This window comes from Cupriavidus sp. FW306-01-F10A, from assembly GCF_058782785.1.
In genome coordinates this window covers 41,150-66,973 of record NZ_JBYSYA010000003.1, presented here as the reverse complement: position 1 = coordinate 66,973, position 25,824 = coordinate 41,150, and the positions used below count along the sequence as shown (strand labels likewise).

At 68.6% G+C, this 25,824-nt stretch carries 25 protein-coding genes; 15 read left to right on the top strand and 10 right to left on the bottom strand.

From position 1 onward, the window contains the following. Position 1 precedes the first annotated feature (1 nt). Positions 2-787 carry an ethanolamine ammonia-lyase subunit EutC gene (gene eutC / locus AC3WLF_RS05830; protein ID WP_492357943.1) on the top strand — a complete coding sequence of 262 codons (786 nt, stop codon included), beginning with the start codon at positions 2-4 and terminating at the stop codon, positions 785-787. A 99-nt stretch (positions 788-886) separates the two neighbouring features. Here the strand turns inward: eutC and AC3WLF_RS05825 are convergent, their stop codons facing one another. The 3 genes from AC3WLF_RS05825 to AC3WLF_RS05815 form a co-directional block, all read right to left on the bottom strand. Further along, positions 887-1,360: an aminoacyl-tRNA deacylase gene (locus AC3WLF_RS05825; RefSeq protein WP_010814055.1), complete on the bottom strand. Its 474-nt coding sequence runs from the start codon at positions 1,358-1,360 to the stop codon at positions 887-889. Positions 1,361-1,442: 82 nt separating this feature from the next. Beyond that, positions 1,443-2,372 carry a LysR family transcriptional regulator gene (locus tag AC3WLF_RS05820; RefSeq protein WP_492319319.1) on the bottom strand — a complete coding sequence of 310 codons (930 nt, stop codon included), beginning with the start codon at positions 2,370-2,372 and terminating at the stop codon, positions 1,443-1,445. Between the two features lie 91 nt (positions 2,373-2,463). Next, positions 2,464-3,777 carry an MFS family transporter gene (locus AC3WLF_RS05815; RefSeq protein WP_492357942.1) on the bottom strand — a complete coding sequence of 438 codons (1,314 nt, stop codon included), beginning with the start codon at positions 3,775-3,777 and terminating at the stop codon, positions 2,464-2,466. 450 nt (positions 3,778-4,227) lie between these two features. On the opposite strand from AC3WLF_RS05815, the gene AC3WLF_RS05810 reads away from it, so the two are divergent. Continuing rightward, entirely contained in the window at positions 4,228-4,566 is a 339-nt protein-coding gene (locus AC3WLF_RS05810) for a hypothetical protein (protein ID WP_051398545.1), read from the top strand. A 23-nt stretch (positions 4,567-4,589) separates the two neighbouring features. On the opposite strand, the gene AC3WLF_RS05805 is transcribed toward AC3WLF_RS05810, so the two are convergent. Further along, positions 4,590-5,339, bottom strand: coding sequence for an SDR family oxidoreductase (locus AC3WLF_RS05805; protein WP_492357941.1), 750 nt, complete (start codon positions 5,337-5,339; stop codon positions 4,590-4,592). A gap of 263 nt (positions 5,340-5,602) precedes the next feature. Here AC3WLF_RS05805 and AC3WLF_RS05800 point away from each other — a divergent pair, with 263 nt between their 5' ends. Then, positions 5,603-6,373 carry a ferredoxin--NADP reductase gene (locus tag AC3WLF_RS05800; protein ID WP_010814051.1) on the top strand — a complete coding sequence of 257 codons (771 nt, stop codon included), beginning with the start codon at positions 5,603-5,605 and terminating at the stop codon, positions 6,371-6,373. Positions 6,374-6,493: 120 nt separating this feature from the next. On the opposite strand, the gene fumC is transcribed toward AC3WLF_RS05800, so the two are convergent. Continuing rightward, complete coding sequence (gene fumC / locus AC3WLF_RS05795) at positions 6,494-7,900, bottom strand: class II fumarate hydratase (protein ID WP_492352698.1); 1,407 nt, start codon at positions 7,898-7,900, stop codon at positions 6,494-6,496. Positions 7,901-8,035: 135 nt separating this feature from the next. Here fumC and AC3WLF_RS05790 point away from each other — a divergent pair, with 135 nt between their 5' ends. Next, positions 8,036-8,926 (top strand): LysR family transcriptional regulator, encoded by an 891-nt coding sequence (locus AC3WLF_RS05790; RefSeq protein ID WP_010814049.1) that lies wholly within the window; start codon positions 8,036-8,038, stop codon positions 8,924-8,926. Here AC3WLF_RS05790 and AC3WLF_RS05785 read toward each other — a convergent pair. After that, complete coding sequence (locus AC3WLF_RS05785) at positions 8,923-9,273, bottom strand: four-helix bundle copper-binding protein (RefSeq protein ID WP_010814048.1); 351 nt, start codon at positions 9,271-9,273, stop codon at positions 8,923-8,925. The two genes, AC3WLF_RS05790 and AC3WLF_RS05785, sit on opposite strands and share 4 nt — an antisense overlap. Positions 9,274-9,595: 322 nt before the next feature. On the opposite strand from AC3WLF_RS05785, the gene AC3WLF_RS05780 reads away from it, so the two are divergent. Continuing rightward, positions 9,596-9,970 (top strand): hypothetical protein, encoded by a 375-nt coding sequence (locus AC3WLF_RS05780; RefSeq protein WP_010814047.1) that lies wholly within the window; start codon positions 9,596-9,598, stop codon positions 9,968-9,970. An 18-nt stretch (positions 9,971-9,988) separates the two neighbouring features. Here the strand turns inward: AC3WLF_RS05780 and AC3WLF_RS05775 are convergent, their stop codons facing one another. Then, a complete protein-coding gene (locus AC3WLF_RS05775; protein WP_492357120.1) occupies positions 9,989-11,980 on the bottom strand; it encodes a sensor domain-containing diguanylate cyclase in 1,992 nt (663 codons plus the stop codon). A 229-nt stretch (positions 11,981-12,209) separates the two neighbouring features. Between AC3WLF_RS05775 and AC3WLF_RS05770 the strand changes: the two genes are divergently transcribed. The 4 genes from AC3WLF_RS05770 to AC3WLF_RS05755 all read left to right on the top strand — a co-directional run bounded on the left by AC3WLF_RS05770 (position 12,210) and on the right by AC3WLF_RS05755 (position 19,558). Continuing rightward, positions 12,210-15,485 (top strand): bifunctional diguanylate cyclase/phosphodiesterase, encoded by a 3,276-nt coding sequence (locus tag AC3WLF_RS05770; RefSeq protein ID WP_492357940.1) that lies wholly within the window; start codon positions 12,210-12,212, stop codon positions 15,483-15,485. 163 nt (positions 15,486-15,648) lie between these two features. Further along, positions 15,649-16,743, top strand: a complete 1,095-nt coding sequence (locus AC3WLF_RS05765) for a putative 2-aminoethylphosphonate ABC transporter ATP-binding protein (protein WP_492319314.1) — start codon at positions 15,649-15,651, stop codon at positions 16,741-16,743. Next, a complete protein-coding gene (locus AC3WLF_RS05760; protein ID WP_492319313.1) occupies positions 16,740-18,467 on the top strand; it encodes a putative 2-aminoethylphosphonate ABC transporter permease subunit in 1,728 nt (575 codons plus the stop codon). The genes AC3WLF_RS05765 and AC3WLF_RS05760 overlap by 4 nt, the downstream gene beginning before the upstream one ends. Before the next feature lie 62 nt (positions 18,468-18,529). Next, complete coding sequence (locus tag AC3WLF_RS05755) at positions 18,530-19,558, top strand: putative 2-aminoethylphosphonate ABC transporter substrate-binding protein (protein WP_492319312.1); 1,029 nt, start codon at positions 18,530-18,532, stop codon at positions 19,556-19,558. Between the two features lie 82 nt (positions 19,559-19,640). Here the strand turns inward: AC3WLF_RS05755 and AC3WLF_RS05750 are convergent, their stop codons facing one another. Then, positions 19,641-19,964: a PadR family transcriptional regulator gene (locus tag AC3WLF_RS05750; protein ID WP_492319311.1), complete on the bottom strand. Its 324-nt coding sequence runs from the start codon at positions 19,962-19,964 to the stop codon at positions 19,641-19,643. Positions 19,965-20,480: 516 nt separating this feature from the next. On the opposite strand from AC3WLF_RS05750, the gene AC3WLF_RS05745 reads away from it, so the two are divergent. The 3 genes from AC3WLF_RS05745 to AC3WLF_RS05735 all read left to right on the top strand — a co-directional run bounded on the left by AC3WLF_RS05745 (position 20,481) and on the right by AC3WLF_RS05735 (position 22,054). Continuing rightward, positions 20,481-21,410, top strand: coding sequence for a DMT family transporter (locus tag AC3WLF_RS05745; protein WP_492357122.1), 930 nt, complete (start codon positions 20,481-20,483; stop codon positions 21,408-21,410). A gap of 76 nt (positions 21,411-21,486) precedes the next feature. After that, on the top strand, positions 21,487-21,741 hold the full coding sequence (locus AC3WLF_RS05740) for a type II toxin-antitoxin system RelE family toxin (RefSeq protein WP_492319309.1): 255 nt from the start codon (positions 21,487-21,489) through the stop codon (positions 21,739-21,741). Continuing rightward, positions 21,725-22,054 (top strand): helix-turn-helix domain-containing protein, encoded by a 330-nt coding sequence (locus AC3WLF_RS05735; protein ID WP_492319308.1) that lies wholly within the window; start codon positions 21,725-21,727, stop codon positions 22,052-22,054. The genes AC3WLF_RS05740 and AC3WLF_RS05735 overlap by 17 nt, the downstream gene beginning before the upstream one ends. Positions 22,055-22,076: 22 nt before the next feature. On the opposite strand, the gene AC3WLF_RS05730 is transcribed toward AC3WLF_RS05735, so the two are convergent. Further along, on the bottom strand, positions 22,077-22,340 hold the full coding sequence (locus tag AC3WLF_RS05730; RefSeq protein WP_010814037.1) for a hypothetical protein: 264 nt from the start codon (positions 22,338-22,340) through the stop codon (positions 22,077-22,079). Positions 22,341-22,363: 23 nt separating this feature from the next. Further along, complete coding sequence (fur, locus tag AC3WLF_RS05725; RefSeq protein ID WP_492319306.1) at positions 22,364-22,852, bottom strand: ferric iron uptake transcriptional regulator; 489 nt, start codon at positions 22,850-22,852, stop codon at positions 22,364-22,366. A 677-nt stretch (positions 22,853-23,529) separates the two neighbouring features. Here fur and AC3WLF_RS05720 point away from each other — a divergent pair. Genes AC3WLF_RS05720 through AC3WLF_RS05710 form a run of 3 tightly spaced genes read left to right on the top strand, consistent with a single transcriptional unit; the run spans position 23,530 to position 25,813 of the window. After that, positions 23,530-23,823 (top strand): DUF3649 domain-containing protein, encoded by a 294-nt coding sequence (locus AC3WLF_RS05720; RefSeq protein WP_492319305.1) that lies wholly within the window; start codon positions 23,530-23,532, stop codon positions 23,821-23,823. Then, positions 23,823-25,466, top strand: coding sequence for a PepSY-associated TM helix domain-containing protein (locus tag AC3WLF_RS05715; RefSeq protein WP_492357939.1), 1,644 nt, complete (start codon positions 23,823-23,825; stop codon positions 25,464-25,466). The genes AC3WLF_RS05720 and AC3WLF_RS05715 overlap by 1 nt, the downstream gene beginning before the upstream one ends. After that, entirely contained in the window at positions 25,463-25,813 is a 351-nt protein-coding gene (locus tag AC3WLF_RS05710) for a DUF3325 domain-containing protein (protein ID WP_492319303.1), read from the top strand. Before AC3WLF_RS05715 ends, AC3WLF_RS05710 begins: the two co-directional genes overlap by 4 nt. The last annotated feature ends 11 nt before the right edge of the window (positions 25,814-25,824 follow it).

The following is a 25,824-nucleotide window of genomic DNA, read 5'->3' as shown; positions in this document are numbered from 1 at the left end:
GATGACGGACAGACGCCCGCCACCCGCCGATCCCGCCAACGCCGATGCCGACCCGTGGCAACGCCTGCGCCAGTTCACGCGCGCGCGTGTAGCGCTGGGCCGTACCGGCCACAGCCAGACCACCGATGCGGTGCTGGCCTTCGGGCTGGCCCATGCGCAGGCGCGCGATGCGGTGCACCTGCCGCTGGACGTGGGCGCGGTCACCGCGGCGCTGGATGCGGCGGGGGTACAGAACCTCGCCGTGCACAGCGCGGCGCCGGACCGCGCGCACTACCTGCGGCGCCCCGACCTGGGCCGGCGCCTGGACGATGCTAGCCGCGCGCGGCTGGCCGCGGCACGGCCTGGCGAGGCGCCCGATGTGGTGTTCGTGGTTGCCGACGGCCTGTCCGCGCTGGCCACGCAGACGCACGCGCTGCCATTGCTCGATGCCACCCGCCCGCGCCTGCCGCCGACATGGCGCATCGGCCCGGTGGTGGTGGCCGAGCAGTCGCGCGTGGCGCTGGGCGACGAGATCGGCGAGCTGCTGGGCGCGCGCCAGGTGGTGATGCTGATCGGCGAACGGCCGGGCCTGAGTTCTCCCGACAGCCTTGGCGTCTACCTGACCCATGCGCCGCGCACGGGCCGCACCGATGCCGAGCGCAACTGCATCTCCAACGTGCGCCCCGAAGGCCTGCCGTATGCGCAGGCCGCCGACCGGCTGGCCTTCCTGCTGCGCGGCGCGGCGGCATTGGGCCGCTCGGGCGTGGACCTGAAGGACGACAGCGTGCCGGCGTTGCCTGCAGGCTGAAACGTCTGCCTCACTCACCCGCCCGCCAGCATGCAAAACGGCCGCCACGCGGGTTCGCAACCGCGTGGCGGCCGTTCAGTGGCCAATAAAATGCGCCGCTTACATCATGCGGCGCGAAAACTGCCCGTGCCCAGCGTCCGACATCAACTTCGAGAACTGCTCGCCGCTCATGTGCACCAGTTCCTGGTGGTCACCGCCTTCGAAATACACGTCGGGCTGCGCCATCAGGCTGTCGTCCACATAGGTCTGCATGCCGTAGGCCATCGCCACCGGCGGGATCGCGCCGAGGTCGCAATCCTTGAAGATCTCGCGGATCTCGTCCTCATGCGCCAGCACCAGGTTGCGCCCGGTCTGTTCGCAGATGGCGGCCATGTGCAGATGGTGGCTTGAAGGAATCACGGCAGCGACATAGCCGCGGTCATCCTCCAGCAACAGCGTCTTGGCCAGCCGGTCCCCGGGAACATGCGCTGCCTCGGCAGTGGCCATGCTGCTGAGGGTGTAGGGGTGGCGGATGATGTCGTACTGGGTGTTCTTGCTGCTCAGGCAGCTTGCAAGCGTGCTAGCCAGGGCCATGGTAGCTCCTCAGGTGCGGATGCGCCGACGGTTATCCTTGTGCTCCTACTATAGTCCGTGGCGACCACTGCCGAAGGCACCGCTAGCGGTGCAGCCGCGGCCACACTGCCTGCAGCTCGGTTTTCAGGAAGTTCAGCAGGTAGCGCGTGGCCAGCGTCTGGTAGCGGTTGGGCATGGTCAGCATGTAGAGCTTGCTGCCGAACACGCTGATGCGGTAGTCGCACAGCAGCGGCACCAGGGCGCCGCTGTCCAGTTCCGCGCCGATCGCATAGATCGGGAAGATGCCGATGCCCAGGCCCGCCAGCACCGCCTCTTTCAGGAAGGCAAAGTTCTCGGAGGTGAGCGTTGGCTCCAGCACCACCTGCTCACGGATCTCACCGCCGTCGCCGCCGCCACTGTGCCGGATGCCCGTTGCCTTGAGCTTCTGCCCCTCGGGCGACGCGCACACGAACGCATGCCCCTGCAGCTCGGCCAGCGCTTGCGGCGCCAGGTGGCCGGCGAGGTAGGCTGGCGACGCGCACACGATCCAGTCGACTTCGCCGATCTCGGTGGCGACCACTGAATCCGGCGGGGTGGAGATGATGCGCAGGGCCACTTCGACGTCCTCGGACACCAGGTTGTGCACACGGTTGTCGAAGACCACGTCGAGCGTGATGTCGGGATAGCGCTGCTTGAACAGCACCAGCAGCGGCGACAGCAGTGAATGGCCCAGCCCGGTAGGCACCGAGAGCCGCACATGGCCCTTCAGGCTTTTGCCCATATTACTGATCAGTGCATTGGCGGCGGCCACCTCGCCGAGGATGTTGCGGCCGTGCTCGTACAGGCCGGCACCGACCGGAGTCGGCTCGACATGGCGCGTGGTCCGGCGCAGCAGCTGCACACCCAGCTCTTCTTCGAGCGCCTTGAGCCGGTAGCTGACATTGGCGCGCGTCATCTTGAGCTTGCGCGCGGCCGCGCTCAGGTTGCCCGCATCGACGATGTCGACGAACAGGCGCAGGGCGTTCAGGTCCATGGGGTGATCAATGAAAGAGGGGGCGATTACAGCCCCCGTATATTGCCATGCTCTTGGCGGCGTCCCGCGGCATTGCACCGCGGGGTGCGCATCAATGCTCGTGATGCAGGTATCTGGCCTGGCGCGGCAGGCGCAGGCTGACGAAGAAGGCAATCACCATCATCGCCGTCACGTACCAGTAGAACGCGGTCTCGTGGCCTAGCGTCTTCATGCCCAGCGCCACATACTCGGCCGAGCCGCCGAAGATCGCGTTGGCGATGGCATAGGCCAGGCCCACGCCCAGCGCGCGCACCTCGGGCGGGAACATCTCGGCCTTCACGATGCCGCTGATCGAGGTGTAGAAGCTGACGATGGCCAGCGCCACGGCAATCAGCACAAAGGCAAGCTCAGGGCTGCTGACCGTGCCCAGCGCGGTCAGGATCGGCACCGTGCAGAGCGCACCCAGCGCGCCGAACAGCAGCATGTTGGTGCGCCGGCCGATGCGGTCGGAGAGCGCGCCGAACACCGGCTGGATGCACATGTACAGGAACAGGCATCCCGTCATCACATAGCTGGCGGTCTTGATCGACATGCCGGCAGTGTTGACCAGGTACTTCTGCATATACGTGGTGAAGGTGTAGAAGATCAGCGAGCCGCCCGCGGTATAGCCCAGCACGGTGAAGAAGGCGGCCTTGTGGTGGCGGAACAGCGCGGCCACGCTGCCGGCTTCCTTGTTGCCGCGGGTGGCTGCCGACGAGGTCTCGTGCAGCGTGCGGCGCAGGAACAGCGCCACCACCGCGGTGACCGCGCCGACCACGAACGGGATGCGCCAGCCCCAGGCCTTCAGTTCGGACTCGTCCAGCAGCTGCTGCAGGATCACCACCACCAGCACTGCCAGCAACTGGCCGCCGATCAGCGTCACATACTGGAACGACGAGAAGAAGCCGCGCCGGCCGCGCAGCGCCACCTCGCTCATATAGGTGGCGGTGGTGCCGTACTCGCCGCCGACCGACAGGCCCTGCACCAGGCGCGCGAGCAGCAACAGCGCCGGCGCCCAGTTGCCGATGCTGTCATAGGTGGGCAAGCAGGCAATCAGCAGCGAGCCGGCACACATCATGATCACCGAGATCAGCATCGAGTTCTTGCGGCCATGGCGGTCGGCGATGGTGCCGAACAGCCAGCCGCCAATGGGCCGCATCAGGAAGCCGGCGGCAAACACGCCGGCGGTGTTCAGCAGCTGCGCGGTGGGATCGGACTTGGGGAAGAACGACGGCGCGAAGTAGATCGCGCAGAAGGCGTAGACGTAGAAGTCGAACCATTCGACCAGGTTGCCCGACGAGGCGGCGACGATGGCGTAGACGCGCTTGCGCACTTCTTCGCGGCTCGGGGCGGCCGTTTGGGCTGGAGTAGCGGTGAGATCGGTCATGTTGTTGTGTGCAGTCAGGGGCGGCGCAGGGCAGCCGCGGGTCAGGTCGCGCTGCGCAGTGCTGGCGGCAGATGCCGGAAGACATGGCGGCCGCAGGGCACCGGAACGGTGGGGGCGGCAAGGGGAACACGGGGGAAGGCCGGGCGGAAGCCCGTCGGTCTGGGGCGTGAACTGGCGCGCACTGCGGCGCATTTGCCATCGAAGCGTAGCCCGATCCGCCAGACCTGCCCACCCCTTGATATGCTGCAGTGCAGCATGGATCGACCGGGTCGACGCAGCCATCAGGGTTTGCGGGCGATTGTCCATGTGGCTGGACACTGAATCTGGCTGCGGCCCGTCTGGCGCCCAACCGCAACAGGGTATTGCTTGCGCTGCGGCTTGCAGTGTGCGCGGGGATGGGCAATGATGCGAGCCGGACCTTCAACTGGCCTACTGCGCCCCCCGTTTGCCATGCACCGCTCGTTGCGTCGATGGCTGTGCCTGCCTTTGCTCTTTGCCGGCGCCAGCGCCCCTGCCCAGGACCTGGTCGAATGCAAGCGGATCGAGCACGACCAGCTGATCACCGCCTCGCAGGAAACGCTGCTGTTCCTGCGCTGCCGTGCGCGCCAGGTCGCGTATGAAGCGCCGCGCCTGAAGGGTGTTTCGCAGCGCGTAAAGGACGACCTGGTGTTCGCCTGCCTGGACCAGGCCGACGCCGTGGAGCACCAGCTGCGCGTGCGCCACGGCTACTCGCGCGACACGCTGGCGCGCCAGCGCTGCGAACTGTCCTTGCCGGCGCCCGGGGGCTGACTTCTGGCCCGGCGGGCAACGGCTCAGGCAAAGCCCCCGTTCACCCGCACCACCTGCGCATTGACCCACGCCCCATCCGGCCCGGCCAGGAACGACACTGCCGCGGCAATGTCCTCGGGCGTGCCCAGCCGCTCCAGCGGCGCCACTTTGGACAGCTGCGCCACCTGCTCTTCCGATTTGCCATCGAGGAACAGCTCGGTCGCGACCGGCCCCGGCGCCACCGCGTTGGCGGTGATGCCGCGCCCGCGCAGCTCGTTGGCCAGGACCCGCACCAGCCCTTCCACGCCTGCCTTGGCTGCGATATAGGGACCGTAACCGGGGAAAGAACGCGCGATCACGCTGGTCGACAGCGCGATGATGCGTCCGCCCTGGCCCAGCCGGGCGGCGGCCTCGCCCAGCACCAGGAAAGCGCCGCGCAGGTTGGTGGCGATGGTCTGGTCGAAGGCGTCCAGGCTGGCCGGCGCAACCGGCGCCATCTGCATGATGCCGGCGCTATTGACGACCACGTCGAGCCGGCCGAACGCCCGCTGCGCGGCATCGAACAGCCGTGCCACGTCTGGCGCGTGCGCCACATCGCCCTGGATGGCGATGGCATTGACGCCGGCCTCGCGCGCCGCCGCCACTGTCTCTTGGGCCCGGGCGGCGCTGCCGGCGTAGCCAATGGCGACGTCGAAGCCGTCGGCGGCCAGCCGCAGCGCGATGGCGCGGCCGATGCCGCGGGAGGCGCCGGTGACGAGCGCGGCGCGGCGGGAAATAGCTGGGGTGAAGGTCATGGCAGTTTCCTTGGGGAGCAAAGGGAAGATGACCTCATGATGGATGTTGGCTGTCTTTGGATAAATGTGCGGAAATAAACTTTATTAGCTAAAATTTCTCAACAATATCTGGCGTGCCGCATGCGCCGCACCGCATTGCACATCCGGGAAATCCCGCGCTGGCGTTGCAGGCTCCGCCTGCGCCGCCCCCAAGCATGCGTTAAGATTCTTCCTTTCCAGCCGTCTTTGGCGCTGCATCCTGCCGCTGTATCCCGCGTTTCGCCATGAGCAACCTGAACCAGCAATCCATCCTCTCCGTCCATCACTGGACCGACACCCTTTTCAGCTTTACCTGCACGCGCGACCCTGGTTTTCGCTTTGAAAATGGCCAGTTCGCCATGGTCGGGCTGGAGGTGAACGGTCGCCCGCTGCTGCGCGCCTACAGCATTGCCAGCGCCAACTATGAGGAAACGCTGGAATTCTTCAGCATCAAGGTGCCCGACGGCCCGCTGACCTCGCGCCTGCAGCATCTGCGCGAGGGCGACCAGATCTTCGTCGGCAAGAAGCCGACCGGCACGCTGCTGGTGGACAACCTGCTGCCCGGCAAGACGCTGTGGCTGCTGGCCACCGGCACCGGCCTGGCGCCGTTCCTGTCGATCATCCGCGATCCGGAGGTCTATGAGCGCTACGACAAGGTCGTGCTGACCCACACCTGCCGCTTTGTCGAAGAACTGGCCTACCGCGAGCTGATCCAGGAACACCTGCCGCAGCACGAGCACCTGGGCGATCTGGTGCGCGAGAAGCTGGTGTACTTCCCGACCGTGACGCGCGAAGAGTTCGATAACCGCGGCCGCATCACCGACCTGATCGCCTCGGGCGAGCTGTTCGAGCGCCTGGGCGTGGAGCCGTTCTCGCTGGAGAACGACCGCATCATGCTGTGCGGCAGCCCTGACATGCTCAAGGACGTCCGCGCCATCCTGGAAGAGCGCGGCTTTGCCGAAGGCAATATGAGCCATCCTGGCCATTTCGTGCTGGAAAAGGCCTTCGTCGGCTAAGGCCGGCCTGCCCCGGCGCGGATCGGTTCCGTGCCGGGGCGCATCCCTGCTGTACCCCCCGCTGTACTCCCGCTATACCTCCCGCTATACCTCCCGCTATACCTCCCGCTATACCTCCCGCTATACCTCCCGCGTCATCCCCTTCAGGTCGATCCACTCGGCAAACTGCGCCTCGGTGACATGCCCGGACGCGATCGCCGCCTCGCGCAGCGACAGGTTGCGCTTGACCGCCAGCTTGGCGATCTCCGCGGCCTTGTCGTAGCCGATATGCGGGTTGAGCGCGGTCACCGGCATCAGCGAACGCTCCAGCAGTTCGGCGATGCGTTCGCGGTCGGCCTCGACGCCTTCGACCATATGCTCGGCAAAGCTCGACGCGGCGCCCGCCAGCAGGCTCACCGACTGCAGCAGGCTGTAGATGATCACCGGCTTGTAGGCGTTCAGCTCCAGCGTGCCCAGCCCGTTGGCCAGCGTCACCGTGGTGTGGTTGCCGATCACGCGGCAGCACACCATTGCCAGCGCCTCGGCCTGGGTCGGGTTGACCTTGCCCGGCATGATCGATGAGCCCGGCTCGTTGGCCGGCAGCACCAGCTCGGCAAAGCCGGCGCGTGGCCCTGAGCCCAGCAGCATGAAGTCGCGCGCGATCTTCAGGAACGACGAGGCCGTGGTGCTGAGCGCGCCGGACAGGTCGGCCAGCGCATCGTGCGAGGCCTGCAGCGCATAGCGGTTGGGCGCGGGCTCGAACGGCAGGCCGGTGTAGTCGGCCAGCGCGCGCGCGAAGGCCGCGGCGAAGCCGTGCGGGGCGTTCAGGCCGGTGCCCACCGCGGTGCCGCCCTGTGCCACCGGCATCGCGCGCAGCATGGCCTGCTGCAGGCGCGACTGCGCATCGGCCACCTGCGTCATGTAGCCCGAGAACTCCTGCCCCAGCGTCAGCGGCACCGCATCCTGCAGGTGGGTGCGGCCGACCTTGACGATATCGGCAAAGGCTTCCACCTTGCGCGCGAAGGTCTGCTGCAGCTGCTCCAGTGCCGGCAGCAGTTGCTGCTGGATTGCGCGCGTGGCGGCGATATGCATCGCGGTGGGGAAGCTGTCGTTGGAGGACTGGCTGGCGTTGACGTGGTCGTTGGGATGCACCGGCGTCTTGCTGCCGACCTTGCCGCCCAGCAATTGAATCGCGCGGTTCGCGATGACCTCGTTCAGGTTCATGTTGGTCTGCGTGCCGGACCCGGTCTGCCAGACCGACAGCGGGAACTCGTCGGGCCAGCGGCCTTCGATGACTTCGGTCGCGGCTTGTTCGATCGCGTGCGCCAGTTCGGGCTTGAGCACGCCAAGCTCAACATTGGCGCGCGCCGCGCACAGCTTCAGGACGGCAAAGGCCTCGATCAGCGCCGGCGGCATTTTCTCGTTGCCGATGCGGAAATTCTGGCGCGAGCGCTCGGTCTGCGCCCCCCACAGGTGATCGGCGGGCACGGGCACGTCGCCCAGGCTGTCTTTCTCGATGCGGGTGGCGGCGGTGGACGGGTCAGACATGGGCAGACTCCTATGCAAGGCAGCGGACGGTTGGACCGGGTGGCTTGGTGCAGTCCATTAGAATACCGCTTCACCGCGGCCGGCGCCCACGCGCCCGCCGCCCTTGCCTTGCCCTTAGCGACATCCCTCGGCCGCATGCTCATCGCCCAGCTCAAGTCCTTCTTCATGGTGGCCCGCATCGGCAGCGTCACGCAGGCCGCCAAGCGCCTGGGCCTGTCGCAGCCCACCATCACCGCGCAGATCCGTGCGCTGGAAGAAGCCTACGGGGTCGAGCTGTTCCACCGCGGCGGGCGCCGCCTGGCGCTGTCAGACGCGGGGCTGGCATTGCTGCCGCGCGTCGAGGCGCTGGTGCAGCAGGAAACCGAGATCGACTTCTTCCTGCGCCATTCGGGCGACCTGCGCACCGGCAGCCTGCGCGTGGGCGCGACCGCGCCCTACTATGTGCTGGAGCTGATCCGCGGCTTCAGCGAGCGCTTTCCCGCCATCGATGTCAGCGTGGTGACGGGCAATTCGCAGGAGGTGCTGGAAGCGCTGCAGGAATACCGCGTCGATATCGCCACCTCGTCGCAGCGGGTGGACGACGCGCGCCTGTCGCGCGTGCTGCTGGGCGTGGACCCGCTGATGCTGGTAGTGCACCGCACCCATGCGCTGGCCGGGCACACCGAAGTGGCCGTCAGTGCGCTGGCGGGTTGCCGCCTGCTGATGCGCGAGCTCGGGTCGACCACGCGCATCGCCACCGAAGACATGCTGGCGCAGGCGCGCGTGAGCCCCGCCGCGCAGATGGAGATCGGCAGCCGGGAGTCGATCCGCGAGGCCGTTATCCGCAATCTGGGCGTATCGGTGATCGCCCGGCACGAGGTGCCGAGCCATCCGGACCTGCGCGTGCTGGGCTTCACCGATGCCTCGCCCTGCCTGCACGAGTATCTCTACTGCCTGCGCGAGCGGCGCGGCGCCAGGCTGATCGATGCCTTCGTCGCGCTGGCCGAGCCGCCGCAGGGGCGGCAGGAATCGGGCGCGGACCGCTAAGCCGTCATCTTCAGGCACTGCTCCATGCAGGCTGCGCAGGCGCGGGCGCATTCCTGGCAGTGCTCGTTGTCATGGTGCTCGCATTCCTCCTTGCACCACTTGCAGACTTCGGCGCAGTCTTCGCACACCAGCGTCGCGAACTCGCTGTTGCGCAGCATGTAGGACGCGGCCAGCTGGGCGATGCCGGCGCAATCCATGTCCAGCGCGATGCAGCGCGCCATCTTGCGCACGTCCTGTTCTTCCAGGCAGGCCGCGGCGCACTTGAGTGCGGCAGCGGATGCGGCATTGCAGGCGGCAATGCAGTCGGCGTAGCGGGCGGCGTTTTCCTGCACGGTGGGTCGGATCATGGAACGTCCTCCTTCGGGGGTAGGTGGATGGGACCAGCATGCCCACGGTGCCGGAAGCGGCGCATCCGCACGTGCACGGGGCATCGTTATCCACAATAGCAGGCGCTGCCGGTTCCTGTCGGCCCGGTATTTGCTGCGCCCCGCTGGTTACAATGCCAACTGAGCGCAGCAGATCGGCGACGGCGCGCACGCAGCGCCGCCGTCACCTGCGACCATGGCCGGGCACCACCGGCCCGCATTGCGCATCTAACAGGCACGGTCCGGCCGCACTGGCGGGGCCGATGCAAACACACACCGGCAGCACGGGGAAGGAAGGCACATCATGGGCGAGGCAAAACGGCGGGGAACCCCCGAGGAGCGTGCGGCACAGGCACGCGCAAAGATCGAGGCCTTGCGCCCCGCCCAGCTGGTCTGCGGGCACTGCAAGACCGCGTTCGCGCAATTCGACGCGCTCGACGTGCCGGGCCTGCCCGGCATCGATGCCGTATTCGGCGGCGAATGCCCCGGCTGCGGCAACGACGTGGTGGTGTTCAAGGGCGCGCCCGATGCGGTGGCCCAGGCCATGATCGCGTGGGAGAAGATGCTGGGCGCCGATGCGCAGCTGGGCTACCAGTCCAGCGATGGCCGCCACGTGCCGTTCGAGCCCGAGGGGGCCGGCGGCGCGGCGTCGGACAAGCCCGGCGGCACCATCCACTGAGCCCCCGGCCGGGGCCGCCTACTGCGGGCTGAGCTCGCCCGCCAGTTCCGGCGGGCCGATCTCATAGCGCCCGCGGCCCGCGCCCTTGGCGCGGTATAGCAGCACGTCCGCCAGCCGCATCAGTTCGCGGTCCTGCGCCGGGCCGCCGTTGTAGAGCGCCACGCCGATGCTGACGTCCACGTCGGCGGATACGTCCTCGAAGTCGAAGGGCTCGTCCATCGCCTGCAGGATGGCCTGCGCCACGCGGCGTGCCGCGGCGGGCTGGGTCATGTCTTCGAGCACCACCGCGAACTCGTCGCCACCCAGCCTGGCGACGGTGTCGCGCTCGCGCACGCAGCGGCGCACGCGCTGGGCAAAGGTCTGCAGCAGCTGGTCGCCGGCGGCGTGGCCGTGGATATCGTTGACGGCCTTGAAGCGGTCCATGTCCAGGTACAGCAGGGCCATCAGCGTGCCATGCTCGCGGCTGCGCACCATCGCCGCGTGCAGCTGGCCCTCGAAGGCGCTGCGGTTCATCAGCTGCGTCAGGTGGTCGGTGCGCGACATGCGCGCCAGGCGTTGCGTCTCCAGCTTGCGCTGCGTGATGTCCTGCACGTGGATATGCACGCCCACCACCTCGCCGCCGTCGGCGCTCCATTCCGGGCGCAGGCTGCTCTCCATGCAGTGGTATTCGGGGTCGCTGTCTTCGGTTTCGAAGGTCACCGCAGTGCCCGCCAGCGCGCGCTGCATGAAGGGCTGCACGCGCGCGTAGCGGGCCTCGCCCAGGATTTCGCGCACGTGCCTGCCGCGCAGTTCCTCCGGCTTCAGGCCGAAGACACGTTCGTAGGCCTGGTTGTTGAACACATAACGCTCATCGGTGTCGATAAAAGCCAGCAGCGACGGCAGCGTGTCGGTCACCGCGCGCAGGCGCCGTTCGCTGCGGTCCAGCGCCTGGCGGCGCTCGCGCACGTCGCGCATCAGCTTGATGAAGGCGCGCGTCAGGTCGCCGATCTCGTCGCGCTGCTGCCGTGTCGGCAGCCGCTCGAACGCGGACAGGTCGTTGGCGCTGGCCTGCACCACCTTGTGCAGGCGCGCCAGCGGCGCCAGCTGGCGCCGCACCGCCAGCCAGATCAGCAGGGCCACCGCCGCCATGGCCACCCCGGCCATGCCCAGGAAGCGCTGCTGCATCTGGTGCAGCGGTGCGTAGGCCTCGCGCGCGGGCAGCAGCGCCACCAGTTCCCAGCCGGTGCTCGACATCAGGTAGCGCGCGATCACCGGCCGAGCCGGCGTGAGGAATTCCAGCGGCGCGGGGCTGTCATCCTCGCCGCAGGTATCGGCCACGGCCAGCGCCGGCTGGCGCGCCTGCGCGGGATCGGGATGGCGGATATAGACCGGCTTGGGGCCGGCCGATACCAGGCAGTAGTAGCCGGTGGTGCCAAGGCGGTTGTGCAGGATCTCGACCAGGAAGTTGGCGCTGGACAGGTCCAGCCAGCCGCCCACCAGGCCGACGAAGGTCCGGTTCGGCGTCAGCACCGGCACCGCCACCATCACCCCCATCTGGCCGTTGGTGCGCGAGCGGATGGGCGGCGACACCACGGGCGCGAGCGAGCGGGCGGCCTCGCGGAAATAGCTGCGGTCGCCAACCTCCGCCCCGCTGCCGCGGTTGCTGACGATGTTGCCCTGCATGTCGGCAACCAGCAGCGCGTTGAACGCGGCCGGCACCGGGATCGCTGCGGACAGCGCATCCAGCGCCCGCTCGCGCACCGCGGCGGCCTGCGCGCCGTGCGCCTGCGCCAGCAGGCCGCTGAGTTGCGCAGCCTGGTGCGACAGCAGCACGATGCGGTCGTTCATGGCGGTGTCGAGCTGGCTGGCGGTCAGCTTGACGACGGAGTCCTGCTGGACCTGCAGCGCATCGTGCAGGTCGCGGTGGGCATCGTACAGGGCGGTCAGTACGATGCCGGTGCCGAACACCGCGGCCAGCACGGTGGTGATGATCGCAATGCGCGCTTTCAGCGTGGGTGTGTAGACGGGCATGTAGGGCGCAGTTGGGGCGCCAGTGGCGCGGACTGTCGCGTACTTGTGGGGCATCTCCGGTGCAACCCTAACATACCCTGCCGTAGTGGGGCATGCGGTCTTTCCCCCGAACGGGTTCATCCCCGGCGGGGGTGTGCGGGCTGCCTGTGCCACGGTATAGTCCCCGGTTAATGCGAAGGCACGTCCACGCAGACGGCATGCCCCTGCTGCATGCCGGAACCGATCGACCATGAGACTGACTTCGCTTTCCCCTGCCCTGTTGTCATTGCTGGTCGCGGCCGGCGGCGCGCTGTTGACGGCAGGGGCATGGCTGCAGGCGGAGCGGCTCGAGCGCCGCGAGGCGCAGCAGCATTTCGACGCGCTGCTGGGACAGGCCGGCAGCGCGCTGCGCGAGCGCATGCTCGAGAACGAACGCCTGCTGCGCGGCGTGGCCGCCGTGCTGAGCGCCAACCCCGACACCTCGCGCACGCAGTGGCGCGACTATCTCTATACCGCCCAGCTCGACGACCTGCCCGCGGGCACCCAGTCAATCGGCTACGCGCCGCTCACGCCGTTGCAGCGCGTGCCGCGGCTGGTGCAGGCCGCCCGTGCCGACGGCCTCGCCGACTATGACATTCATCCCGGCGGCAAGCGCGACCTGTACGCACCGATCTTCTATATCGAACCGCTGGACGGGCGCAACACGCGCGCCGCCGGCTTTGACATGCTGTCCGAGCCGACGCGCCGGGCGACGCTGGAAGCCGCCCGCGACAGCGGCGAACCGCGGCTCACGCCCGGCCTGGCACTGGTCCGCGAAACCGAGGCGGCGCAGCGCCAGCACGGCGCGCTGGTATTCCTGCCGGTCTACGCCGGCGAGGCGCCGGTCAGTACGGTGGCGCAGCGGCGCCAGGCGGTGCTCGGCTATGTCTACGTGTCGCTGCGCCTGGGCGACCTGATGCGCGCAGTCGGCGCCCCGGCGGCGGCGGAACTGGAGCTGTCGCTGTATGAGGGCTCCCCGGCCGCTCCCGGGCCGATGCTGTCCGGCGGGCCGACCGAAGGCGAGCGCCGCGAGGACGGCAGTGCCGCGCTGCTGCAGGGCGAGCGCCAGCTCCAGTATGGCGGGGTCACCTGGACGCTGCGCGGCGCCACGCGCCCCGCCTTCGAAGCCGCGCATGGCCCGCGGCAGGCGTACCTGGTGCTGGCCGCGGGCACGCTGGCCACGCTGCTGCTGGCGTGGCTCGCCCATGCACTGGCACGCCAGGGCCGCGCCGCGCGCCAGCGTGAAGCGCAGGCCGTCCATGCCTGGGAAGATGACAACGCCATGCTGCAGGCGTGCATGGCGCAGTCGAACGACGGCTTCCTGCTGGCCGATGCACAGGGCGTGGTGGTGCGAGCGAGCGAGCGGGCAGGGCAACTGTTCGGCGCCGATCCCGCGGCACTGGCCGGGCGCAGCCTGGACACCCTGGTTCCCGGCGCCACCGGCGTAGTCCCCAGCGGCGCTGCCGCAGGGGCCGAGGCCCACCGTGAACTGGCGGGCGTGCGCGCAGACGGCAGCCGCTTCGCGCTGCGCGCCAGCGCCGCGCGCCTGCCTGCGGCCAACGCCTGCACCGCGCACTGGCTGTGGGCGGTCACGGACCTGGAGCCGGAACGGCGCGCCCAGCAGTCTGCCGCGGTGCAGGCCGCGCGCTATGCCGGGCTGCTCGACCATGCCGCCTTCTGCGTGATCACCTTCGATGAGGACGGGCTGATCACCGGCATCAACGCGGCTGGCCAGCGCATGCTCTGGTACAACGCCGCGGAACTGGTCGGCCGCATGCACATGACCGGCCTGCATGTTGCCGACGAACTGGCCGACCATGGCCGCGTGCTCAGCGGCGAGCTGGGCGAGCCGGTGCCGCCGGGACTGCCCGCCCTGGTGGCCAAGGCACGGCTTGGCCTGACCGACGAGCGCGAATGGACCTGGGTGCGCAAGGGCGGCTCGCGCATGCCGGTGCAACTGGCGGTGTTCGCCCTGCCGGCGCCCATCGAGGCTCCGGCCGCTGACGCTGCGCCAGCCGGGCCCGCCGATGGTGCCGATGGTGCCGATGGTGCCGATGGTGCCGATATGCCCCGCTCCGCGCCGTCGCCTGGCTACCAGGCCATCGGCTACGACCTGACCGAGCGCCGCCGCGTCGACAAATACATCCGCCACCTGGCGCTGCACGACCCGCTGACCGGCCTGCCCAACCGCGCCGAGCTGAGCGAGCGCGCGCAGGCGCTGCTGCTGCACGCGCGCACCCACGGCGAGCGCGTGGCCCTGCTGCTGCTCGACCTGGACCATTTCAAGCACATCAACGACTCGCTCGGCCACCCGGTCGGCGACGACGTGCTGCGCACCATGGCCGACCGCCTCAAGGGCGCGGTACGACAGGGCGACCTGGTGGCGCGCATGGGCGGCGATGAATTCGGCGTGGTGCTGGGCGGCCTGCGCCACGACAGCGAAGCCGAGCTGATTGCCGCCAAGATCCAGGCGCGCGTCAATGAAGAACTGCAGGCCGGCGGCCAGCGCCTGCGCGTGACGCCATCGATCGGCATGGCGATCTTTCCGGACGATGGCGATAGCCTGACCGAGCTGCTCAAGGCTGCCGATTCGGCTGTCTACGCGGCCAAGCACGACGGGCGCGCACAGTTGCGCCGCTTTGCCAGCGCCATGGCCGAGGCCTCGCTGGCGCGCTTCACCATCGAAGGGCTGCTGCGGCGCGCGCTCGCCGGCGATGAGTTCCGGCTGCGCTACCAGCCGATCGTCGATGCCGCGACCCTGGCGATCACCGGCGTCGAGGCGCTGATTACCTGGAACACCCCGGAACGCGGCGCCATGCAGCCGGCCGAGTTCATCCCCATCGCCGAGCAGAGCGGCCTGGTGGCGCCGCTGGGCGAATGGACCCTGGCCACCGCCTGCCGCGAAATCCAGGCCCTGCGCCAGGCGCTGGGCAGCGAGATCGAGGTCGCGGTCAATATCTCGCCACTGCAGCTGCGCCAGGCCAACTTCCCCGATACCGTGGCGCACTGCCTGCAGCAGGCCGGCCTGCCGCCGCAGGGACTGGTGATCGAGGTCACCGAAGGCATCCTGGTCGACGGCGGCGAGACCACCATCGAGACCTTCCGCCGGCTGCGCGAGCTGGGCGTGGGGCTGTCGATCGACGACTTCGGCACTGGCTACTCCGGGCTCAATTACCTGACCCGGCTGCCGATCAGCCGGCTCAAGATCGACAAGTCCTTTGTCGACGACGTGGCCACGCCCGGCCACGACCAGGCGGTGGCCGCGGCGATCATCGCGCTGGGCCACCAGCTGCACCTCAAGGTGATTGCCGAAGGGGTGGAGACGGCGGCGCAGTTCGAGTTCCTGCGGGCGCAGGGGTGCGACGGGCTGCAGGGGTTCCTGTTCAGCCAGGCGGTGCCGCACGAGGTGCTGCGGGAGATCCTGGAAAAGGGGATTCGCGTGCCGACCCCCACGTCTGCGGGCGCCACGGCGCTGCGCGAGTCCTGATCGTCCAGGGGCATCATTTATAACTTGCCGGCGTGCATGCGCCGCTGCCCCATCCCAAATCCCCCGATACCTCCATCGAAATACTTTGCCGATCTGCCACACGGCTGGCATCTGCGCTGCCTATGCTGGCGACCGATTCAACTGAGATTGCGGAGATTCGGTGATGCAGGCAGGCAAGTCCGGGGAGGGCCGGGCATTCCTGGCGGTGGAGCAGGTCAGCAAGCGCTTTGGCAGCTTCGTCGCGCTGGACGGCGTGTCGCTGTCGGTCGGGCAGGGGGAGCTGCTGTGCCTGCTGGGCCCGTCCGGGTGCGGCAAGACCACGCTGCTGCGCATCATCGCGGGACTTGAGCGCGAGGACGCAGGGCGCATCCATGCCGGCGCGCGTGAACTGACCGGCCTGCCGCCGCAGGCGCGCGACTACGGCATCCTGTTCCAGTCCTACGCGCTGTTTCCCAACCTGACCGTGGCGCAGAACGTGGCCTATGGCCTGCATGGGCGCGGCATGGGACGCACGCACCGCGACGCGCGCGTGGCCGAGATGCTCGACCTGGTCGGCCTGGCCGGCAGCGAGCGCAAGTTCCCGGGCCAGCTCTCCGGCGGTCAGCAGCAGCGCGTGGCGATGGCCCGTGCGCTGGCGCCGGCGCCTTCGCTGCTGCTGCTGGATGAGCCGATGTCGGCACTCGACGCGCGCGTGCGCGAACACCTGCGGCTGGAGCTGCGCCAGCTGCAGCGCAGGCTGAATATCACCACCGTGATGGTCACCCACGACCAGGAAGAGGCCATGACCATGGCCGACCGCATTGCCGTGATGGACGGCGGGCGCATCGTGCAGGCCGGCACTCCCGCCGAAATCTATGAGCAGCCGGCGTCGGCCTTTGTCGCCGGTTTTGTCGGGCAGGCCAACTGGCTGCCGGGGCGCAGCGCGCAGGCCGGGCGCTTCACCGTTGGCGAGGGCAGCCAGGCCGTCGAATTCCTGGTCGACACGCCGCAGCCGGCGGCATCCGCCGGCCGGCTGTGCTGCCGCCCGGAAGCGGTGCGGCTGGACCCGGATCCCGCCGAGCCCAACCGGCTGCTGGCGCGCGTGGTCGACCAGACCTACCTCGGCAACCGCTACCGGCTGGCGCTGGAAGCGGACCGCCTGCCGGGGCTGGCCCTGTTTGCCGACGTGGCGCGCGAAGCTCGGCACCGGCTGCCCGACGCGGGCGGCCACAAGTTCTGGATTGCGCTGCCCGCGCGGGCGTTGCGGGTGTTTGCATGATGCGCGCGGTCACTGTCGTCCTGCCCGCGGCTACCCAGGCAGTATCGCCGCGCGGCACCGGCCTGGCCTCCCGGCTGGCGCACGGTGCCCCCGCCGCGATGAAGTGGCTCTGGCTGGCCGGGCTGGCCGTCGGCCTGCTGCTGCCGTTGCTGGCGCTGTTCCGCCAGGCGTGGTTCGATGCGGCGGGGCAATGGGCGCTGGGCGCGCGCATGGCGGCGCTTGTGACCAGCCCCAACTTCCTGCCGATGCTCGGCCGCAGCGTGGCGGTGTCGCTGGCGGTGGTGGCGCTGGTGGTGCCGCTGGCATTTGGCTTTGCCTATGCGCTGCAGCGTTCCTGCATCGCACTGCGGCCGCTGTGGCGCGGCATTGCGCTGTTGCCGCTGTTTGCGCCGTCGCTGCTGCCGGCGATCGCGCTGGTCTACCTGTTCGGCAACCAGGGCATCTTTCGCGGCGCCTTCGGGCCGGGCGGCATCTATGGCTTCTGGGGCATCGTGCTGGGCGAGGCCTTCTACACCTTCCCGCATGCGCTGATGGTGCTGGTGGCGACATTGTCGCTGGCCGATGCGCGCCTCTATGAGGCGGCGCGCGCGATGGGCGCCAGCCCGTGGCGCACCTTCTGCACGGTCACGCTGCCGGGCGCGCGCCAGGGCCTGTTCGCCGCCGCCTGCCTGGTGCTGACGCTGGTGATCACGGACTTTGGCGTACCCAAGGTGGTGGGCGGCGGTTATCCGGTGCTGGCGCTGGAAGCGTACAAGGCCGTGGTCGGGCAGCAGCAGTTCGACCGCGGCGCGCTGATTGGCATGCTGCTGCTGGCGCCCGCGCTGCTGACCTTTGCCGTGGACATGGCAATGCAGCAGCGCCAGCGCACGCAGATGGGCAGCCGCGCGCAGGTGTATGTGCCGGCGCCCGCGCGCGGCCGCGACAGCGCGTGCCTGCTGCTGGTGGCGCTGGTCAGTGCCGCGCTGCTGGCAGTGATCGCCACTGCGGTGGGCGCGTCGCTGGTCAAGCTGTGGCCATACAACCTGGGCCTGACGCTGGCGCATTACGACTTCGACAACATGGACGGCGGCGGCTGGCTGGCCTACCGCAACAGCCTGAAGCTGTCGGCGCTGACCGCGCTGGCGGGCACGGCGGCGATCTTCCTGGGCGCCTGGCTGACGCTGCGCACGCGCGGCCCGGCCTGGCTGCACGGCGTGCTGCGCGCGGGCTTCCTGTTGCCGATGGCGGTGCCGGGGCTGGTGCTGGGCCTGGGCTATGTGTTCTTCTTCAACGCGCCCGGAAATCCGCTGCACGCGCTGTACGGCACCATGGCGCTGCTGGTGCTGTGCAACGTGGCGCACTGCTACACCACCGGCCACCTGACCGCGGCCGCGGCGCTGCGCCAGCTCGACAACGAGTTCGAGGCCGCGGCGCTGTCGCTCGGGGTGGCGCCGCTGGTGACGTGCTGGCGCGTGACGGTGCCGGTGTGCCTGCCGGCACTGCTCGATATCTTCCGCTACCTCTTCGTGTCGTCGATGACCACGGTCTCGGCGGTGATCTTCCTGTACAGCCCCGACACCGTGCTGGCGGCGATCTCGGTGCTGAACATGGACGATGCCGGCGACACCGCGCCCGCTGCCGCGATGTCGACGCTGATCCTGCTGACCTCGGTGCTGGCGGCCTTGCTGCTGCACGCGGTCTCGGCCGGCTGGCTGCGCCGCGCGCAACGCTGGCGCGCCGGCTGACCCTTGCCCGCTTCGCCGTACCCCTGCATTCCGGAACACTGACCGAACCCAAAGGAGAAACCATGTCCCGCATCACCAACCTTGTCGCGGCGCTTGCCGCCGCGGCCGCCCTGCCGATGCTGGCCGGCAATGCCAGCGCCGCCACCGTGCTGACGGTCTATACCGCGCTCGAAGCCGACCAGATCGCCGCCTACAAGACCGCGTTCGAGAAGGTGCATCCCGATATCGAAATCAAATGGGTGCGCGACTCCACCGGCATCGTCACCGCCAAGCTGCTGGCGGAAAAGGCCGCGCCGCGCGCCGATGCGGTGTGGGGCCTGGCCGGCTCCAGCCTGGCGATCCTGGACAAGGAAGGCATGCTCGACCCGTATGCGCCGAAGAACCTGGCCGCGATCGATGCCAAGTACCGCAGCCCGGCCAACCCGCCGGCATGGGTCGGCATGGACGTGTGGGGCGCGGCGATCTGCTTCAACACCGTGGAGGCGCAGAAGCAGGGCCTGCCCAAGCCGACCTCGTGGGCCGACCTGACCAAGCCGATCTACGCGGGCAAGGTGGTGATGCCGCACCCGGCCTCGTCGGGCACGGGCTTCCTCGATGTCAGCGCCTGGCTGCAGATGATGGGCGAGCAGAAGGGCTGGCAGTACATGGATGCCCTGCACAAGAACATCGGCCTGTACACGCACTCGGGCTCCAAGCCGTGCAAGATGGCCGCGCAGGGCGAGTTCCCGATCGGCATTGCGTTCGAGTACCGTGCCATGAAGTCGAAGAAGGAAGGCGCGCCGATCGATATCGTGCTGCCTGGCGAAGGCCTGGGCTGGGACATCGAGGCCACCGCCATCGTCAAGGGCACCAGGAACCTGGACGCCGCGCGCAAGCTGGCTGACTTCTCGGCCTCGCGCGAAGCGATGGCGCTGTATGAGAAGAACTTTGCCGTGCTGGCCGTGCCCGGCATTGCCAAGCCCGATGCGCTGCTGCCCGCCGACTACGAAAAGCGCCTGATCAAGAACGACTTCCGCTGGGCGAGCGACAACCGCGACCGCATCCTGGCTGAATGGAGCAAGCGCTACGAAGGGAAGGCGGAGAAGAAGTAAGGCACAAGGCGCGCCTCGCGGCGAGGAGATGGCCCGCAGAAACGGGTACGCTCCCCGCGCCGCGGCAGCCGCGCTGGCCGGATCAGGCCTGGCGCGGCACTTCGTCGGTGGCCGGCTGGCCGGCGTGCAGGCGGCGGTAGAGATCGTCGATGCGCTGGCGGCTGGCCTGCAGTTCTTCTCGACCGCGCTCGGTCAGCAGGTAGACCCGGCCGATGCCGTCGCGCAGCACGCTTTCCAGATAGCCTTCCATTTGCAGGGCGCGCAGCAACGGGCGCACTGAACCGATATCGACCTGGAAGCCGTATTCCAGCAACATGTCGGCAAGCATGGCCACTGTAGCCGGGACTTCGAGCGCAAATTGCAGGACGTAGACGCGGGCCAGCAGGCCCAGGAACTGTCGTTTCATGTGGACTGGCAACGCGGCAGGCGCCGCGCCGGTTGACGCAGGCGGCGTCCGGAGCTCGGTGTTTGCAGGCGTTGTGATGCCGGCGGCGCGGCAGCCTGTCATCCTGTTGGACTGGTGCGCATGCGCCTGATAAGGCGCATTTTACCCTTTGGACAAAAAAGAAGCCGCCAGGAGCCCTGGCGGCTTGTCGGGAATGCGTCGGAGGGGTCAATTAACTCTGGCGCAGACCAGAGTTTAATTTAATCGAAGGCGGCTTGTCACGCCTCGGTAACAGCGCCCCCTCCAGCGTGGGGTGATGATGAAAGGCTCTGTAAGAAAAGTGACGAGTTTGCGCGACATTGTGCGGAGAACGGCGCTCAAAAATGTTGTAAATCAGTCAACACCACTTGGATTCCTGCCGGAAAGCGGGTCGCCATCGTGGCGACGGCGGGGCACAGGTCCGAATCCGGCTTGCGGTATGCGCCGCACAGGCGTCAAATCGCGGCAACCTTCAACCCGCGCCTCCCGGTTCCCCTGATGAAACCCGCCGATCTCGCCCGCTTGCTTGCCCTGGCCGCCATCTGGGGGGCCAGTTTCCTGTTTATCCGCATCGGCGTGCCAGTGCTGGGACCGATGCCGACCGCCTTCGCCCGGGTGCTGATCGGGGCGCTCACGCTGGCGGCATGCCTGCCGCTGCTGAAGCTGCGCTGGGATTTGCAGGGCAAATGGCCGGCGGTGCTGGCGCTTGGTGTGGTCAATTCCGGTATCCCGTTTGTCATGTACGCCATCGCCGCGCTGTGGCTGCCGGCCGGTTATTCGGCCGTGTTCAATGCCATGACCCCGCTGATGGGCGTGCTGATCGGCGCGCTGGCGTTTTCCGAACGGCTCACGCGCGCCAAGGCCGCGGGCGTGCTGCTGGGCGTGGCGGGCGTCGCGGTGCTGACCCGCACCGGACCGGTGGCGTTCTCGGCGGACGTGCTGCTGGGCGCGCTGGCCTGCCTGCTGGCCACCGCCTGCTACGGGCTGTCCGGCTTTCTCGCGCGGCGCTGGATCACGCAGCGCGGCGGCCTCGACAGCCGGCTGGTTGCCGCCGGCAGCATGGTCGGCGCCACCGTGTTCCTGCTGCCCTTCTGCCTCGCCGCGCTGTGGCGCCACAACACGCTGCCCGCTGCCGGCGCCGGCGTGTGGGCGGCCATGCTGGGGCTGGGCGTGCTGTGCACGGCGCTGGCCTACATCCTGTATTACCGACTGATTGCCGACCTGGGCCCGGTGCGCTCGCTGAGCGTCACCTTCCTGATCCCGCCGTTCGGCATCGTCTGGGGCGCGCTGTTCCTGGGCGAGGCACTGTCGTGGGCGCACGCTGCGGGTGGCGCGCTGATCGGGGTGGCGGTGTGGCTGGTGTTGCGGCCGGTGGCGGGGGTGGAGCAGGGCGTCAGTCCGGCAGCTGGTGTAGCGGTCAAACGTTGAGCTCCTCCGGGTAAGAATAAACTTATATTCATTGCCATAGTGTCTTTGTTGCCTATAATTTTCTTATATTCGAGTGATGAACTCGATATATTGGGCAACGAAGGCCACGAGGCAAGTCCGAAAGCTCGACAAGCCAATGCGCGTCGCGATCCTTGATGCGATTGAGGGCTTGGGGCATATGCCGAACTGCCAATATGTCAAAGCGCTAGCCAACCATGCCTATGGCTATCGGCTCAGAGTCGGCAACTACCGGGTGCTGTTCGACTGGGACGGAGCGATACGAATCGTGGAAATACAGGAAGTGAGAAAGCGGGATGAACGCACCTACTAACATCCAGACGATCATCGGGCCGGATGGCAAGCCGGCGTTTGTCGTGATTCCCTATGGGGACTACGTCTCGCAATATGCGCGCGCCAGTGATCTGGTTCCGCATGCGGTCGTGCGTCGCGTGCTAGCCGATGACGTGCCGCCTCTGCGCGCCTGGCGCGAGCATCTTGGCCTGACCCAGGCAGACGTCGCAGTGCGCCTCGGCATTTCACAGCCAGCCTATGCGCAGCAGGAGAACAGCACCCGCCTGCGCAAGACCTCGCGTGAGCGCATTGCCGCCGCACTCGGCATCACTGCAGCGCAGCTCGATATCTGAGCCAGGACGCCAGGCCACTGACTCAGGCCTGTGCCGCCGTGCCCGCCGCCACGTTGTACTGCTCGCGCACCATCATCACCACGCGGCGCGCCTGGCGCAGGTGACGCACGGCGTCGGCTTCGCTGCGTTCGGGGAAGTCGACTTCGGCGCTCCAGTTGCAGCCGGTGTGGTCGGGCCGGTGCACGCAGACCGCGCGCAGCTGGCAGTCGTGGCAGCCGGGCTCCTGCCGCAGGCACAGGTTGATCAGGCGTTTCAGTTCGGACAGGGGCTTGTTCAGGCGCTCCATGGATGGCTCCGTCAGGTGCGCGCTTACGCCCGGGCGGGCAGCTCCGGCGTGGGCTCGGCCTCGGTGGCGCCGGCCCGGCATTGCGGGCAGACGCCATACAGCACCAGCATGTGCTCGCGCAAGACAAAGGCGTTGTCGGCGGCTACCTGGCGCTGGCGCTGTTCGATGCTTTCATCGCGGAATTCCTCCACGCGGCCGCAGGCGACGCAGATCAGGTGGTCATGGTGGCCGCCTTCGTTGAGTTCGAACACGGCGTGGTCGGACTCGAAGCTGTGCCGCAGCAGGATGTCGGCCTGCACCAGCTGGTTGAGCACGCGATACACCGTGGACAGTCCCGCATCCTCGTCCTGGGTCAGCAGGATGCGGTAGACGTCTTCGGCGCTCAGGTGGCGCTGGGCGCTGGTGCGGAACACTTCAAGGATCCGCATGCGCGGCGACGTGGCCTTCAGGCCGGCGCGCTTGAGATGGATCGGGTTTGTGCTCTCGAATGACATGGCGGAAGGCATTGGCATGCGGCTGGCGCCCCGCGCGCAGGGCGGCGCCCGGCCTGGCGCCGCGCACTGGCGGCGTCGATGGCTTGGCGGGATTTCAGGCTGAAGCGCCAGGGCCGGACCAGCGCTGGCGCTCCCGTCCCTGGCGGCGCGCCGTGCCTGCACGACGCGCGGAATAAAAAGGTGGCCTGGCTTGTCACCGGAAGACGCGATCGGGAAAGCGGGGTCTGGTTGCTTTCCCGATCTTCCGAAGACTGGCTACTGCCAAACGCTCCGCGTGACGGAGCGGTCCCCACAAAAGTCGGTGTCGAATGCCGCAGCGGCGGCATCCGGAAAATCCTGTCGTTCCTGCCAGCTTCGGTTGCTGCCGCGTGCCGCGGCGCGCCGGAGCTGGCCGGTCTGCCTGTCGGCTGGTGCATCGTGCGTCAGGCAGTGATCGCATAGTAAATGGGAATCGATCTCATTACAAGGAAAATTTTACGGGTGGCCTCGTTTTTTGAGGGTGACCCGGTGGCGCAATGTACGACCTTGAGGTCAGTAATGAGAATTGTTATCATTCTTAACGATTTCTTGCCCCGGTCCTGCGCCATGTATCGACTTTCCTCCCGCCATCGACGCCCCGTCTCTGGCATGCCGCTGCAGTCGGCCCCAGCCATGACGGCCGGCCTGGCCTGCGGCGCAGTACTGCGCGTGCCGGCATGAGCCAGGCCCACGCGTCCGGCTGGCGCTATCGCGCCGGGGTAGCCTCGCGCGCGGTCGCGGCCATTGCTGGCGGCTACGCGCTGGCGGCGTTGGCCACCGCGGCCCTGTCCGTGTGGCTGCCGATGGCGCGGCCCGATGCCGTGACCACGGCCACGCTGCTGTCCTTTGCGATCTATGCCGCGGCGGTGGTCTGGGTCTTCGCGGTGCGCAGCGCGTGGCGAGCCTGGGCCGGGCTGGCGCTGCCGGCAGCGCTGCTGTTGGCGCTGCTGGCCGTGGGACGGGGCGGCTGATGCGCGCGGGTTTCAGGCAGTCGATGGCATGGCTCCATACCTGGAGTGGCCTGCTGGTGTGCTGGGTGTTGCTGCTGATGTTCTGCGGCGGCACCGCCAGCTATTTCAAGGAAGAGATCTCGCTGTGGATGCGGCCCGAGCTGCATCGCACCGCGCCCGCCGCCGAGGTGCCGGCCGCGCAGGTGGCGCAGAACGCGGTGCGCTACCTCAGCCGGCAGGCACCGGATGCCGCGCGCTGGTTCATCACGCTGCCCGACGATCGGCGCCAGGCCGCCACCGTGCGGTGGGTCTACAAGCCGGGCCAGGCGCCGCGCGACGCCGACGGCAAGCCGCGCCGGTTCGACAGCCGCTTGCTCGACCCGGCCACCGGCGCGCCGCTGCAGGCCGCGCGCGAGACCCGCGGCGGCGAGTTCCTGTACCGGCTGCATTTCGACCTGCACTACATGCCGGCCAAGTGGGCGCGCTGGATCGCCGGCTTCTGCGCCATGTTCATGCTGGTAGCCATCGTCAGCGGCGTCATCACGCACCGGCGCATCTTTGCCGACTTCTTCACGTTCCGGCGCGGCAAGGGCCAGCGATCCTGGCTCGATGCGCACAATGCGCTGGCGGTGCTGGCGCTGCCGTTCCACCTGATGATCACCTACACCGGGCTGGTCACGCTGCTGTTCATGTATATGCCCTGGGGGATCGAGGCCGCCTACCGCGGCGGCGAGCGCGCTTTCCAGGCCGAGGCGATGCTACGTCCGCGGCCAGCCAGCTCAGCGGGCACGCCCGCCGCGCTGGCAAGCGTGGCAGACATGGTGGCGCAGGCGGAACGACGCTGGCAGGGGGCCGCGCCGGGGCGCATCACCGTGAACCTGCCGGGCGATGCCAATGCCACCGTGGCGCTGACCCGTGCCGAGCCGCCTACGCTGGCACACGATGCGTCCACGCTTGAATTCTCCGGCACCAGCGGCGCCATGCTGCGCGCGTACGCAGAAGACAAGTCAGCGGCAGAGCTGACGCGCAGCGTCATGACCGGCCTGCATATCGCCGGCTTTGCTTCACCAGGCCTGCGCGCGCTGTTCTTCCTGTGCGGTCTTGCCGGCACCGCCATGGTGGCTACCGGGGCGATCCTGTGGGCGGTACGCACGCGCCAGCAGCAGGCCAAGGCGCTGGCTGCAGGGGCACGCCCCAGCGCTGGCCTGCGCCTGGCCGAGGCGCTGAACATCGGCGCCATCGCCGGCCTGCCGATTGCCTTTGCCAGCTACTTCTGGGCCAACCGCCTGTTGCCGGTGGAACTGGCGCAGCGGCCCGAGGCGGAGATCCGCTGGTTCTTCATCGCCTGGGCCGCCAGCGCGCTGCTGGCGCTGCTGCGCCCCGCGCGCGGCATGTGGCGCGCGCAGTTGTGGGTGGGGGCGGCGCTGTTCGGGGGCGTCCCGGTGCTCAATGCCCTGACCACCGGATCGCACCTGGGCGTGAGCTTGCTGCAGGGACGCGGGCCGGCGGCGGTGGCTGGCTTCGACCTGGTGACGCTGGCGCTCGGCATCGCGCTGGCAGCCGCGGCCTGGATGGCCGGACGCAGGCAGCCGGCACCGCGGCGCACGTTGCGCCAGCCGCAGAAGGTGGCCGAAGTGGCTGCCGTCAAGCAGGAGCCCGCATGAATATGCTGGCTGCCTTCGCACTGTCGCTGTCAGGATTCGCCGCACTGGCGCTGTCGCTCGACCGCCACCATGCCGATATCCATGGCCGCGGCAGCATGCCGTCGCGGCGCGCCGTGGCCGGGCTGCGCGCGGCGGGTGCCGGCGCGCTCGCGCTGGCCTGGTCGCTCCATGTTGCTGCCGACGGCGGGCCGCTGGGAACGGTGTCGTGGCTTGGCACGCTGACCGCCAGCGCGTTTGCCGTGGCGCTGGGCCTGTCCTATGCGCCACGCGCGGTGCAGCGCCTGCTGCCGGGCGTGGCGGGTATCGGCCTGGCCGCGCCGGCCGCGCGCTGGCTGCTTGCCACCTGAGCGTAGCCCCT